Origin of the sequence: Massilia sp. MS-15 (assembly GCF_020176695.1) — a bacterium.
Lineage (GTDB): Bacteria > Pseudomonadota > Gammaproteobacteria > Burkholderiales > Burkholderiaceae_D > Telluria > Telluria hydrophila.
The window spans coordinates 122,222-137,101 of sequence record NZ_JAIWIA010000030.1 but is presented as its reverse complement, the minus strand read 5'-3'; the positions used below and the strand labels follow the sequence as shown (position 1 = coordinate 137,101).

Sequence of the window (14,880 nt, the reverse complement as noted above, 5' to 3'; positions counted from 1 at the left end):
GTCCTTGCTTTCCATTCATGCGTAACCGATCGCAAAGATCCGCATCACCAGTTTATACACCATGTAGGCCAACCCGTAGCTCGCACGCCGGATCCAGCCGATGCCGGCGTAATCCTCGGGGCGGACCGGTACGCCGTCCGCGATGCCGCGCTCGATGTGCTCGCGCATGGTGGCCGCGAAGCGCTCGTCCAGCACCACCACGTTGGCTTCCTGGTTCAGGAACAGCGACAGGCCATCGCAGTTGCTGGAGCCGACCGTGGCCCAGTCGTCGTCGACCACCGCGACCTTGGCATGCAGCTGGGTCTTGCGGTACTCGACCACCTTGATGCCGTCGGCCAGCAGCTTGGGATAGAAGGAGTGAGCCACCATGTCCTGGATGACGAACTCCCCTACCCCGATGAGCAAGGTGACCCGCACGCCGCGCCGCGCCGCATGGGCCAGCGCCTTGCGGAACTTGCGGCCAGGGGCAAAGTATGGGGTGGCCAGCAGCACGCTGTCCTTCGCGCGCCCCAGGGCCTGCAGGTAGGCGCGCTGGATGGTGCCGCGGTTGCGCAGGTTGTCGCGCACCACGAAGGCGGCCTTGGCCGGGAATTCGCAGGACTGCGCGGGCTCCTTGCGCATTTCCTTGAACAGCTCGATGCGCTGCCTGAGCTTCAGGCGTCCCGCCCGCAGCCACTGGCCCTGGGCCTCGTCGTGGATCTCGGTCACCAGCGGGCCGCGTACCTGTACCGTGAAATCCCAGCGCGGCGCGGGCAGCCGGTGCTTGTCGGCGTGGTCGCACTGCCAGTCGTCGTTGATGTTGATGCCGCCCACGAAGGCGAGCTCGCGGTCGACCACCACGATCTTGCGGTGCGAGCGCGCGATGCCGCGCCGGCACCAGGGATTGAAGACGCGGTACTGCACGCCTGCTTCCATCAACGCGGTGCCCAGGCGCTGGGCCGGACGGTGCTCGGTACCGATCCAGTCGACCAGCACGCGCACCTTCACGCCACGCCGGGCCGCGCGCACCAGCGCGTCGCGTACTTCGAGGCCGGTGGGATCCTCGGCGAAGATATAGGTTTCGAACAGGACGTCGTAGCGCGCCGCGTCGAGCGCGGCGACCAGTGCCGGAAAGTAGGCGGTGCCGCTTTCCAGCAGGGTGACTTCGTTGTTGTCGACGAAGGTGACGTGGCGCATGGCGCGACGTCTAGGTCAGCTGCAGTTCGGCCACGATCGGGGCGTGGTCGGACAGCTTGGCCCACAGCGCACCGTGCATCACCTGGGCATTATCGATCTTGAAGCCGCGCACATAGATGCGGTCGAGGCGGAACCAGGGCAGCATGGCCGGGAAGGTGCGCGCCGGCGCCAGGCGCGGCTGGCGATGCGGGGGCGGCGCGCGGCCGGCCCAGCTGCGCACCATGTCGCCCAGTGGCGACTTCGGCCCCAGCTCGTCGAACACCTCGGCCACGCCGAGCGCGTTGCGCAGGCGATCGCTCAGGGTGTTGCGCCAGTCGTTGAAGTCGCCGGCGATGATCACCGGCTCGCCGTCGGACGAGCCGTTGACGTGCGCGATCAGGGCATCGGCCTGTCGGCCGCGGCTGCCTTCGAACAGGCCCAGGTGCACCACATAACAGTGGATCCTGCCGGCCTGGGTGTTGAGCACGCAGTGCAGGATGCCGCGCTGCTCGTAGGCATGGTCGGACACGTCGTGGTTGTGCGAGTTCTCGATCGGGAAGGCGCTCAGCAAGGCATTGCCGTGGTGGCCATGGTCGTACACGGCGTTCATGCCATAGGCGCTGTGGTGCTTCTCGTTCTTGAAATAGTCGTACTGGGCCGTTTCCGGCCAGTGGCGGTGCGCCAGGCCTTCCTTGCCATAGCGCGCCTGGAAGCGGTCATGCCGGCCCTGCACTTCCTGCAGGAAGACGATGTCGGCGTTGAACTCGGCGATCGCTTTCTTCAGCGCGATCACGCGCGGCTGGCTGCGCAGCGAACTCACGCCCTTGTGGATGTTATAGGTAGCCACACGAATCTTCATGGGAACATTCTAACAACATCGCGCCCTGCCCCTTGCGCAACCGGACCCAATCGTGCGCTCAGGGAGCAATATGCCTTGGCAACTGCAGGATGGCTTCGGCGTTCGAGGACGAGAAGCAGCGGTCGGCCGCCTCCAGCCAGGGCAGCCAGGCGTATTGCGTGTGCTCGCGCGGGCTCAGGGTGACCGGGATGTCGCGCGGGACGCACACCGAGAACACGTGCTCGGTGTTGTGGGTGACGCCCGGCGCGTAGCGGTGGCGCCAGACCGGGTAGATTTCATAGACGTTCGAGAGCTGCCAGTCGTGCAGGCGGATGGTATCGCCGTCGGCCACGATGCCGGTTTCCTCGAACAGTTCGCGAGCCGCCGTCTCGATCAGCGGCTCGTCCAGCGCGTCGAGCGAGCCGGTGACGGATTGCCAGAAGCCCGGACGGTCGGCGCGTTCGATGAGCAAGACCTCCATGTCAGAGGTGTGGATGAGGACCAGGACCGATTCGGGAATTTTATGGGGCATGGGCAGATAAAACAAACGCGGGCGCAGCCATTATATGGCCGCGCCCGCGTGCGTCGAACGCGTGGGTCATCCGTGCCAGTGGCACGGAGACGAGCCGGCCCGCCGCTTAGGCGACTTTCGGCTCGTTGCGCAGGCGGATGTGCAGTTCCTTCAGCTGCTTCTCGTCGACTTCCGACGGCGCGTTGGTCAAGAGGCACTGGGCACGCTGGGTCTTCGGGAAGGCGATCACGTCGCGGATCGATTCGGAGCCGGTCATCAGGGTGATCAGGCGATCCAGGCCGAAGGCCAGGCCACCGTGCGGCGGCGCGCCGTACTGCAGGGCGTCGAGCAGGAAGCCGAATTTGAGCTGGGCTTCCTCGGCGTCGATCTTCAGCGCGCGGAACACCTTGCTCTGGACTTCTTCGCGGTGGATACGGATCGAGCCGCCGCCCAGTTCCCAGCCGTTCAGGACCATGTCGTAGGCCTTGGCGACGCAGGCGCCCGGATTCGTCTCGAGCATGTCTTCGTGGCCGTCCTTCGGTGCGGTGAACGGGTGGTGGGTGGCGTTCCAGCGATCGCCGTCTTCGTCGTACTCGAACATCGGGAAGTCGATGACCCACAGCGGCGCCCAGACGTCGTCGAACAGGCCGGCCTTCTTGCCGAATTCCGAGTGGCCGATCTTCACGCGCAGCGCGCCGATCGCATCGTTGACGACCTTGGCCTTGTCGGCGCCGAAGAAGATCAGGTCGCCGTCTTCGGCCTTGGTGAGCTCCAGGATCTGGGTGAGGACTTCGTCCGAGATGTTCTTGACGATCGGCGACTGCAGGCCGTCACGGCCCTTGGCCTTTTCGTTGACCTTGATGTAGGCCAGGCCCTTGGCGCCGTAGATGGCGACGAACTGGGTGTAGGCGTCGATTTCCGAACGCGGCATCGATGCGCCCTGCGGCACGCGCAGGCCGACCACGCGGCCGCCCGGCATGTTGGCGGCGCTGTTGAACACCTTGAACTCGACCGACTTCATCAGCTCGGTCAGTTCGGTGAACTGCAGCTTCACGCGCATGTCCGGCTTGTCCGAACCGTAGGAGCCCATGGCGGTGGCGAAGTCCATCACCGGGAACGGGTTCGGCAGGTCGATGCCGGCCGCGTTCTTGAAGACGACGCGCATCATGTCTTCGAACAGGTCACGGATTTCCTGCTCGGTCAGGAACGAGGTCTCGCAGTCGATCTGGGTGAATTCCGGCTGGCGGTCGGCGCGCAGGTCTTCGTCGCGGAAGCACTTGGTGATCTGGTAGTAGCGGTCGAAGTTGGCGACCATCAGCAGCTGCTTGAACAGCTGCGGCGACTGCGGCAGCGCGAAGAAGTTGCCCGGGTTGACGCGCGACGGGACGAGATAGTCGCGGGCGCCTTCCGGGGTCGACTTGGTCAGCATCGGGGTTTCGATGTCGATGAAGCCCAGGTTGTCGAGGTACTTGCGCACTTCCATCGACACCTTGTAGCGCAGGCGCAGGTTGTGCTGCATCTGGTTGCGGCGCAGGTCGAGCACGCGGTGGGTCAGGCGGGTGGTTTCCGACAGGTTGTCGTCGTCCAGCTGGAACGGCACCGGCACCGAGGCGTTCAGCACTTCGAGCTGGGAGGTGTTGATCTCGATTCTACCGGACTTCAGGTTGGCGTTGGCCGTGCCTTCCAGGCGGTTCACCACGGTGCCGGTGATGCGCAGGCAGTACTCGTTGCGCACGTGCTCGGCGGCCTTGAACACCTCGGCGTTGTCCGGGTGGCAGACCACCTGCACCAGGCCTTCGCGGTCGCGCAGGTCGATGAAGATCACGCCGCCGTGGTCGCGGCGACGGTGCACCCAGCCGCACAGGCTGACGGTTTGGCCCAGCAGTTCCTCGGTGACGAGGCCGCAGTAGTTGGTACGCATGGAGGTCATGGTTTTCGTTCCAGGTTGGTTGATTCGTTGTGATTTACTCGGGAGCGACAACGCCCATCGAAACGATGTGCTTGAGTGCCGCGTCCACGGACATGTTCAGTTCCACGACCTTGCTGCGTTCCATCATCAGGAAGAAGCCCGAGGTCGGGTTCGGGGTGGTCGGCACGTACACGCTGACGTAATCGCCCACCAGGTGGTTCTTCACGTCGCCGCCCGGCACGCCGGTCAGGAAGGCGATGGTATAGGAATCCGCGTGCGGATAAGGAATCAGCACCGGGGTACGGAAGGCGTTGCCCGAAGAGGAGAACAGCGTGTCGGACACCTGCTTGACGCTGCCGTACAGCGAGCTGACCACGGGAATCCGCTTCATGATGCGGTCGCCCAGGCGGACGATGTAGCGGCCGACCAGGTTGTTTGTCAGCAGGCCGGTGAGGAAGACGATGGCGAGCGTCAGCACCGCGCCCACGCCCGGGATGTTACGGCCGAACATGGCCTGCGGCGTCCAGGATTCCGGCACGAACAGCAGCGACTGGTCCAGCGTGCTGATGATCGCGCTCAGCACCCAGACCGTGATCACCAGGGGTACCAGGACCAGCAAGCCGGTCAGGAAATATTTGCGCATCGAATTCTCTTGTTCTTGTTCACGCCGCGGCCCAGGGCCGCAACGTCATGAAACATGCCCGCCCCGATCAGCTTGCGCTCTTGTCGCCGGACGCCGCTGGCGTCGCGGCCGGGGCTGGCGCGCTGGCCGCGCTGCCGCTGTCGGCGGCCGCTGCCGGGGCTGCCGGCGCCGCATTGGCGGCGGCGCTACCAGTGGCAGGCGGCGTGCCGCCGCGGAAGTCCGTCACGTACCACCCCGTTCCCTTCAGCTGGAAGCCGGCGGCGGTCACCTGTTTTTTGAAGGCATCCTTGCCGCAGGACGGGCACACGCTCAAGACGGGGTCAGAAATTTTTTGCAGCACATCTTTGGTAAAACCGCATTCATCGCAGCGGTAGGCGTAGATCGGCATCTGATACTCCGCAAAAATCTTCAAAACCCTGAATTATAAAGCTTTTGCGAGCAGGCTTGCCGGTTCCAGCGGCACCGGGTGGCCGATCGGCAGCTAACTGGCACATGGCAGGGTGTCAGGTGTTGTTTTTCTTCATCGATCGCAAGAGTTTCATTTGCTCAAGTTACACCCTGGGTGATTAAATAGCATTTTTCTCCGAACATGATGGCGGTAGGCAAGTTCTGCTGCCCATAGTTAAGAAGAAACAGAAGATTGCGCGGTGCTGCACCGCCGCTGGTCCGTAAAAGAACGCTGTACTTGGGAGCCCGCTGATGCGGGCTTTTTCTTTTGGTCAAGACGTTGACAAGCAGCGCGCCAGGACATTTATTCCTTTCAATCGTCACTTTTTTGCAGCGCAACTATGCGCGCGGAATAATCTTCGCGATGAAAGTCATGTAGAGACGGAATTTCTTGTGGTCAAACTTGCGCCAAAGCTATAGTTTTTACTTGGCGCAACAAGCCACCGTGTCGCCCCCCTTCACCAGCCCATCCTCTTCCTATGCCAAGCGATCTGTTCACCCAATCCATGTCCGGCCAATCCGCTTCCCTATCGCTGGGCACCGCTAAACCGGTGGAGAATTCCGCCGGCATTGATAGTGCTGTGTTCGGCAGCATCTTGCTTGGCAACGGAAATAAATCCGTCGTCCTGTGGAATGACTATCTTGGTGGCGACAAGAATTATTTCGTGACCTTGACCGCGCAAGGCGGCGCCATGACGACGGTGCCCTTGAGCTTCACGGCCGACATGACTGGTGTGGAAGTGAAAATCGCCGCCGTCGGCCAGGACCGGTTCGTGGTGGTGGTGGACGATCGGGGCGATGGCAACCCTCCCTATACCCCTCCCCATTTCCGCTTATTCGACAGTAATGGCCAGGCGGTGTCGGGCGATATCGCCCTGCCTGCCGCTGGCGGGTACGCACGCTATTTCGACGTTGCCGACCTGAAGGATGGCGGCTTCCTCGTTACCTGGTTCAACGACACCGACCAAAGGCACTATTACACCCGCTACGACCTGAACGGTGCGGCAATGCCGGGCCAGTCGGCCCAGCTGTTATCGGGCATCAACGGTATCATCAGGGTGGAAGCCGCGGGTGATGGCAGCGGCGGCTTCCTGTACGCGGCCAGGAAGGGCAACAGCGTCTATGACGGGATGGCACTCACCTACGTCAGCAGCACCGGCGTGCAGACGAGTGCGGGCACGGTCCTCCAGGCCACCGGACTGGAGGGCGACATGGTGTTCGACGGCACCGATTTCTGGTTCTTCTATACCACCCACATCACGGACGAGGTGTACGCGATCAAGGCTTCGTCGGCCGGCGTGACCGGCTCGCCAGTTCGGATCGGCAATTTCTTGTCGAAATTCTCGCCGAAGGCAGAGGTGCTCGCCAACGGCAATTTCCTGCTGACCGACGCCAACGACATGGGCGGAACCGTTTCACGCGCCGTCATCGTCAACAAGTCCGGCACCATCCTGGCCGAAACGACGGCAAAGGCGGGCACGTATAGCACGGCCACCGGGGCGCCCGACGGGGGCGTGTTGTGGGTCGAGAATTTCCCTGCCAACGGCGGTTCGTACGACACGACCATCACGCCGTGGGGCACCACCTTCTTCGAACCGCTCAACACGCCGCCCGTGCTTGCCGCTCCGGCAGCGCTGAGCTACACCGATACGGCCGCCCCCGACACGCTCCCCACCAGGACCGGCAGCTTGAGCGCCACGGACGACAAAGCCGTACTTGCCTATGGCATCACGGGCGGCCAGGCCGGCAACCAGGTCGTCAACGGCATCACCTACAACCTGTCGAAGGCCGGTGCCTATGGCACCCTCTACCTGCGCAGCAGTGATGGCGCGTACGCCTACGTCCCGAACAACGGGGCCATCGACGCCCTGGCCGCGAACAGGACCGAAAGCTTCACCGTCACCGCGACCGATGCCGAAGGCAGCTCGGGCAGCGCCACCCTGACCGTCACCGTCAATGGCGTGAACGACAGGCCTATCCTCGTCAACCTCCACGGCTACGAGGGACAATTTGTTCCTGGCAGCGCCGATCCGGTGACCGACCTCGCCTACATCACGCCCGACAACGTCTCGGTGAGCGACCCGGACTCCGCCGATTTCGCTGGCGGCTACCTGCTCATTACCCAGAACAGCGGCAATACCGACGGCCGTTTCGTCACCGACATGAGCATCGTCATGGCAGGCACCGACCAGGCGTCGGCCGATGGCATCCTGTCCGCCGGCGAGAAGCTGTACGTCGACCTGGCGGCCTGGGGCGGAGCCGGCCTGCCCGGCATGGCCGAAGTGGGCACGATCAGCATCCCCACGCCGGGGTCGCTGCGTATCGACTTCCATCCGAACGCCAACGTTTCCTATCTCAGCTACCTGCTCCAGAACCTCACCTATACCGCGCCGTCGGCAGGGACACGCGTCTTCAGCCTCACCTTGGGCGATGGCGACGGCGGCGTCTCGACGCCGGTGAGCTTCTCGATGACGGGCGCCGATACCGACCCGCCCGTGCTGCAGGCGCTCACGCCACACGACAATGCCACCGCCGTGGCGACGGACGTGTCGCCCCAGCTGAGCTTTAACGAGGCCATCAAATTCGGCACGGGCAAGATCCAGCTGATCCATGTCGGCACCGGGACGGTGGTCGAAGCCTTCGATGTCGCAAGCGCACAGGGCACGGGCAACGGACAGGTCAGCATTGCGGGCAATACGCTCACGCTCAATCCAAGCGCAACGCTCGCCTACAGCACCGCCTACGCGATCCGGATCGACCAGGGCGCCGTGACCGACCTGTCGAACAACGCCTTTGCCGGCATTGCGGACAACACAAGCTTCGACTTCACCACCATCTCGGCCCCGCCGACGCTGACGATCTCCGCCACTCCTGGCGCCCTCAAGGCCGGCCAGGGCGTCACGATCACTTTTACCTTCAGCCAGAAGCCGCACGGCTTCGACGCGCTCGACGTGCAGGCGAGCGGCGGCTCGCTGGGCAGCTTGAGCGCCGATCCGCTGGACGACAAGGTGTACACCGCCCTGTTCACGCCCGACGCCGCCCAGTCCTTGACGGTGTCGCTGTCGGTGGCAGCAGGCAAGTTCACGAATGCCGATCAGCAGGCCAACCTGGCAAGCAACACGCTCACGCTGTCGGGCGACACCCAGTCTCCTTTGCTGACCGCGATCGAGCGCGCCACGCCGCTGGCCAGCCAAACCAACGCCGACACGCTGCGCTTCAAGCTGAGCTTCAGCGAGGCGGTCGCGCTCGCTGCGGCCGATCTCCGGGTACACGGCAGCACCGCTTCCGTTACCCGGGTCGACGCCATCGACGGGTCCAGCTACTACGTGACCGTGGCCGGCGGCGACCTGGCCGGTCTCGATGGCGCGACCGTCTCGCTCGGCTTCGCGCCCGCGCAGGACATCCGCGACAGCGGCGGCAACGCCCTGCTCGACACCAGTCCGACCGGCGCCAACCAGAGCTTCGTCATGGATAACAGCGTGGCCATGCCATCGCTGACCCTGGCCAGCGACACCGGCGCCAGCGCCACCGATGGCGTGACGGCCGCCGGCACCATCAACGTCACCCTCGCGGCCGAGATGGCAAGCTGGGAATACAGCAGCAACGGCGGCGCCGACTGGCACGCCGGCAGCGGCACCAGTTTCGTGCTGGCGCAAGGCGCCTATGCCGCCGGCAGCGTCCTGGTGCGCCAGACCGACCACGCCGGCAATCTCAGCGCAGCGGCGCAGAACGGCGCCGCGATCACGGTCGATCTCCAGGTGCCGGCGCCAACGCTGGCGCTGGCTGCTGACACGGGTGCCAGCGCCAGCGACGGCGTCACCAGGAACGCCACGGTCAACGTGAGCCTGGCTGCTGATGCCGCCAGCTGGGAATACAGCACCGATGGCGGCACCAGCTGGAACGCCGGCAGCGGCAGCAGCTTTACGCTGGGAGCCAATACCTATGCGGCCGGAACGATCCGGGCGCGCCAGACCGACGTGGCCGGCAACCTGAGCGCCGCCGCCACCAACGTGGCAGCCATCACGGTCGACACCGCCGTTGCGGCCCCGGCACTCACCCTGCCCGCCGATACCGGTAGCAGTACCAGCGACGGCATTACCCGCGATGCGACGGTCCAGCTCACGCTGGCGCTTGACGCCGCCAGCTGGGAATACAGCACCGATGGCGGCGCCAGCTGGAACGCCGGCAGCGGCACCAGCTTCAAGCTGGCGGCCGCCAGCTACGCCGCCGGCGCGATCCAGGTGCGCCAGAGCGATATCGCCGGCAACCTGAGCGCGGCGGCCGCGAATGCGGCGGCCATCACGGTCGACACCGCCGTTGCGGCGCCGGTCCTCACCCTGCCCGCCGATACCGGCACCAGCGGCAGCGACGGCATCACCCGCGATACGACGGTCCAGCTCACGCTGGCGCTCGACGCCGCCGGCTGGGAATACAGCACCGATGGCGGCGCCAGCTGGAACGCCGGCAGCGGCACCAGCTTCACGCTGGCGGCAGGCAGCTACCTGGCCGGTTCGATCCAGGTACGCCAGACCGATATCGCCGGCAACCTGAGCCCGGCGGCCACGAATGCGACGGCCATTACGGTCGACACCGCCGTTGCGGCCCCGGTACTCATCCTGCCCGCCGATACCGGCACCGGCAGCAGCGACGGCATCACCCGCGATACGACGGTACAGCTCACGCTGGCGCTTGACGCCGCCAGCTGGGAGTACTCCACCGATGGCGGCGCCAGCTGGAGCGCCGGTAGCGGCACCAGCTTCACGCTGGCGGCAGGCAGCTATCCCGCAGGCGCGATCCAGGTACGCCAGACCGATATCGCCGGCAACCTGAGCGCAAGCACGGCCAGCGGCACGGCGCTGACCGTGGATACCAGCGTGGGCATGCCGGCGTTCGCACTGGCGCTTGACACCGGCGCCAGCGCCAGCGACGGCATCACCAACGCGGCCACGGTCGACGTGAGCCTGGCGCTGGACGCCGCCAGCTGGGAATACAGCCTTGATGGCGGCGCCAGCTGGAACGCCGGCAGCGGCACCAGCTTCACGCTCGCCGCAAGCACCTACGCCGCCGGTTCGGTCCAGGTGCGCCAGACCGATATCGCCGGCAACCTGGGCGCCGCCGCCGCCAACGCGGCGCCGATCACGGTCGACACGGCCGTTTCGGCCCCGGGCTTTGCACTGGCCCTCGACACCGGCGCCAGCGCCAGCGATGGCGTCACCCGGAATGCCACGGTCGCCGTGAGCCTGGCCCTGGATGCCGCTGGCTGGGAGTACAGCACCGATGGCGGCGCCAGCTGGAACGCCGGCAGCGGCACCAGCTTCACGCTCGCCGCAAGCACCTACGCCGCCGGTTCGGTCCAGGTGCGCCAGACCGATATCGCCGGCAACCTGGGCGCCGCCGCCGCCAACGCTGCGCCGATCACGGTCGACACGGCCGTTTCGGCCCCGGGCTTTGCACTGGCCCTCGACACCGGCGCCAGCGCCAGCGATGGCGTCACCCGGAATGCCACGGTCGCCGTGAGCCTGGCCCTGGATGCCGCTGGCTGGGAGTACAGCACCGATGGCGGCGCCAGCTGGAACGTCGGCAGCGGCACCAGCTTCACGCTGGCCGCAAGCACCTACGCGGCCGGTGCGATCCAGGTGCGCCAGACCGATATCGCCGGCAACCTGAGCGCCGCCGCCACCAACGCGGCGCCGGTCACGGTCGACACGAACGTCGCTGCACCGGGCTCCGTCCTGGCCGTCGATACCGGCGCCAGTGCCACCGACGGCATCACCAGGGAGGCCACGTTCGACGTGAGCCTGGCGCTTGACGCCGCCAGCTGGGAGGACAGCCTTGATGGCGGCGCCAGCTGGAGCGCCGGCAGCGGCACCAGCTTCACGCTGGCCGCAGGCAGCTATGCCGCAGGCGCGATCCAGGTACGCCAGACCGATATCGCCGGCAACCTGAGCGCAAGCACGGCCAGCGGCACGGCGCTGACCGTGGACACCAGCGTGGGCATGCCGGCGTTCGCACTGGCGCTCGACACCGGCGCCAGCGCCAGCGACGGCATCACCAACGCGGCCACGGTCGATGTGAGCCTGGCGCTGGACGCCGCCAGCTGGGAGTACAGCCTTGATGGCGGCACCAGCTGGAACGCCGGCAGCGGCACCAGCTTCACGCTCGCCGCAAGCACCTACGCGGCCGGAGCGGTCCAGGTGCGCCAGACCGATATCGCCGGCAACCTGGGCGCCGCCGCCGCCAATGCGGCGCCGATCACGGTCGACACGGCCGTTTCGGCCCCGGGCTTTGCACTGGCCCTCGACACCGGCGCCAGCGCCAGCGATGGCGTCACCAGGAATGCCACGGTCGACGTGAGCCTGGCGCCGGACGCCGCCGGCTGGGAGTACAGCCTTGATGGCGGCGCCAGCTGGAGCGCCGGCAGCGGCACCAGCTTCACGCTGGCCGACGGCCTGTACGCCGCGGGCGCCTTGCGGCTGCGCCAGACCGACCAGGCGGGCAATCTCAGTGCGGCCGGCACCAACGCGGCGCCGCTGCGCATCGATACCGTCGCGCCCACCGCCGGCCCGGTGCTGCGCCCGACCCTGAACCAACCGGGCGGGAACGACAGCTTCACCATCGGCCTTGCGCTTGCGGATGCATCCGCGGGCATCGACGCCGCCAGCCTGGGCGCGGGCGACCTGGTCGTCACCGGTCCCGGCACGGTTGGCACGCTCGCCGTGCTGGGCGCGAGCTTCGACTCGCAGACCGGCATCGCCACCTACACCATCGCAGCGCCGGCTGCGGGCTGGTCCGCCAGCCAGCATGCCGGCAGCTGGACCATCGGCCTGGCCGGCGGACAGGTCGTCGACCTGGCTGGCAATGCCATGGCGGCCAATGCCAACCTCGGGGCCTTCAATGTGGTATTCAACGCGGCACCGGTGATTACCAACCGGGGCGGCGGAACGAGCGCCGAGATCGCCATGGCCGAGAGGCAGGCCGTGGTGGCTACCGTGACGGCCAGCGACCCGGACGGCGACGCGCTCTCGTACAGCATCATCGGCGGCGCGGACAGCGCCCTGTTCGACATCGACGGCAGCACCGGCGTGCTGCGCTTGCGCACCGCCCCGGTGTTCGGTCAGCCGGCCGATGCCGGCCGCGACAACGTGTACGAAGTCGACGTGAAGGTCAGCGATGGCAAGGGCGGCATCGACACCCAGGCACTGCGCATCAGCGTGCTCGCGGACCTCGACGGCGACGGCACCGCCGACCGCGACGACAGCGACCTGGACAACGACGGCCGCCCGAACTCGATCGAGGACGCGGTGCCGGGCGCATTCGGCACGGCGGGCGATGGCAACGGCGACGGCATTGCCGACAGTGCCCAGATCAATGTGGCATCGCTGCCCACCGTGGTCGGCGGCGCGCCGTATGCCACCCTGGCGGTCGATCCCGGCCTGACGCTGAGCGCGGTCAGCAGTGCGCCCGCCCCGGGCGGCCTGCCACGTAACGTCAAGCTGCCGCTCGGCGTGTTCGACTTCACGATCGGCAACGTGGTGCTGGGAGCAGCGGTCGAGATCAGCATCTACGTCGACGCTGCGCTCAAGGTCAACAGCTACTTCAAGCAGGACATCAGCGGCAAGTGGACCAACCTGGCCAAATCGGTCACGACGGTGGGCAGCAAGACCAGGATCACCTTCGAGCTGGTCGACGGCGGCATCTTCGACAGTGACGGCCTGGTCAACGGCAGCATCACCGATCCGGGCGGCGTCGCCGTGATGGCCCCCGTGATCACCAGCGACGGTGGACTGGCGACGGCGCACGCCAGCGTGCAGGAAAACACGACGGCCGTCACCACCGTGCGGGCGGAAGCGTTCGGCTCCGTCACCTATTCGATCAGCGGCGGCGCCGACGCCGCCCTGTTTACGATCGATGCCTTGAGCGGAGCACTGCGCTTCGCTGCCGCGCCCGACTTCGAAATCCCCGGCGGCCAGGCACGCGACAACAGCTACCTGGTCGAGGTCACGGCCACCGATGCCAGCGGCAGCGCCAGCCAGATGCTGACGGTGGCGGTCACGGATGTGGACGAGCGGCCGCCGGTCGTGCACGACACCGTGGACGGCGTCGAGATCCGGATCGGCACCGTCGACCAGCCCGATGGCAGCAGCGCGCGCCTGCTGGATATCCCGATCGTCATCGACACCCGTCACGAACAGGTCGGCAACAACACGGTGGCCGACATCCCGCTGGCATCCCGTGGCGGCCAACCCGTGCTGAGCGCACAGCTGCCGGTCGGCTACGGCTTGCAGGTGATCGGCGACGGCGCACCGAAAGCCGCCGGCGCCTCGCTGACGGACCTGATCCGCGAGATCACCCTGCACACCGAGACCGGCTCGCGCGACCAGCTGAACATGGTCGGCGGCGGTAGCGATTTCCTGTCCGGGATCGCATCCGACGCGCCGCTGCTGGTACAGACCCTGCGGCCGGCCAGTTCCGCGCAAGCCGGCGCCACCCCGCTCGTCATCGCCGGCACGCCGCACGCGCCGGACGCGCCCCTGGCGGCGCTGGTGATCGACACCCGCGCCCTGTCCGCCGGCACGGCCATCGCCCTGCAGGACGTCGCGTTCGCGGCCATCGTCGGCGCAGCCACGGTGACGGGCAACGGTGCGCAGGCGGTATGGGGCGACGGCGCCAGCCAGAGCATCATGCTGGGCACCGGCAACGGCATCCTGCATGGGGGAGGCGGCGACGATATCCTCGGCAGCACGGGCGGCAACAGCCGCATCTTCGGCGACGAAGGCAACGACCTGCTCTTCGGCGGCACCGGCACCAACTACCTCGACGGGGGCAGCGGCCAAGATACCGTGCGCCTGGCCGGCGCCAGCCTGGCCGACTACAGCATGCGGATCGCGCAGGGCAACCTGGTCCTGAGCCACCGCGCCCAGGCTAGCGCCGGCGCCGACACCATCGCCAACGTCGAAACCCTGCGTTTCGCGGCAGCCGGCATGGAAGCGGCCGACGTCTCGTTCAACGGCAGCGATGTCGCCATGCTGGTACGCCTGTACAGCACGATGTTCGGACGCCAGGTGGACGAGGACGGCATCAACTTCTGGCTCGGCTGCGCCGAGGCCGGGCTCGGCATGCGCGAGATCGCCGACAACTTCCTGCAGTCGACGGAGGCGCAGCAGCGCCTTGGCCAGGCCAGCAACGCGGCCTTCGTGGCGCACCTGTACCAGGTCGGCCTGGGACGCTCGGCAAGCGTGGCGGAACTCGCGTACTGGACCGAGGTGCTCGACCGCGGCATGGGCACCCGCGCCGAGGTCCTGGTGGGGTTTGCGGAATCGGCCGAGAAGATCGGCCTGGTCGGGACGATATCGACCACGATCGATACCTTCTGATGC

The 14,880-nt window shown here is 66.6% G+C and carries 7 protein-coding genes; 1 reads left to right on the top strand and 6 read right to left on the bottom strand.

From position 1 onward, the window contains the following. Positions 1–15 precede the first annotated feature (15 nt). The 6 genes from clsB to LCI23_RS13005 form a co-directional block, all read right to left on the bottom strand. On the bottom strand, positions 16–1,176 hold the full coding sequence (clsB, locus tag LCI23_RS13030; RefSeq protein ID WP_224946879.1) for a cardiolipin synthase ClsB: 1,161 nt from the start codon (positions 1,174–1,176) through the stop codon (positions 16–18). A 10-nt stretch (positions 1,177–1,186) separates the two neighbouring features. After that, complete coding sequence (locus tag LCI23_RS13025) at positions 1,187–2,014, bottom strand: endonuclease/exonuclease/phosphatase family protein (protein ID WP_224946878.1); 828 nt, start codon at positions 2,012–2,014, stop codon at positions 1,187–1,189. 58 nt (positions 2,015–2,072) lie between these two features. Beyond that, entirely contained in the window at positions 2,073–2,525 is a 453-nt protein-coding gene (nudB, locus tag LCI23_RS13020; protein ID WP_224946877.1) for a dihydroneopterin triphosphate diphosphatase, read from the bottom strand. Between the two features lie 106 nt (positions 2,526–2,631). Then, positions 2,632–4,434 (bottom strand): aspartate--tRNA ligase, encoded by a 1,803-nt coding sequence (gene aspS / locus LCI23_RS13015; protein ID WP_224946876.1) that lies wholly within the window; start codon positions 4,432–4,434, stop codon positions 2,632–2,634. Positions 4,435–4,468: 34 nt separating this feature from the next. Continuing rightward, the gene (locus tag LCI23_RS13010; RefSeq protein ID WP_224946875.1) at positions 4,469–5,056 is read right to left on the bottom strand and encodes a DUF502 domain-containing protein; all 588 of its coding nucleotides are present in this window, start codon (positions 5,054–5,056) and stop codon (positions 4,469–4,471) included. A 67-nt stretch (positions 5,057–5,123) separates the two neighbouring features. Next, positions 5,124–5,444 carry an FmdB family zinc ribbon protein gene (locus tag LCI23_RS13005; protein WP_224946874.1) on the bottom strand — a complete coding sequence of 107 codons (321 nt, stop codon included), beginning with the start codon at positions 5,442–5,444 and terminating at the stop codon, positions 5,124–5,126. A 724-nt stretch (positions 5,445–6,168) separates the two neighbouring features. On the opposite strand from LCI23_RS13005, the gene LCI23_RS13000 reads away from it, so the two are divergent. Then, positions 6,169–14,877, top strand: a complete 8,709-nt coding sequence (locus LCI23_RS13000) for a DUF4214 domain-containing protein (protein WP_224946873.1) — start codon at positions 6,169–6,171, stop codon at positions 14,875–14,877. The last annotated feature ends 3 nt before the right edge of the window (positions 14,878–14,880 follow it).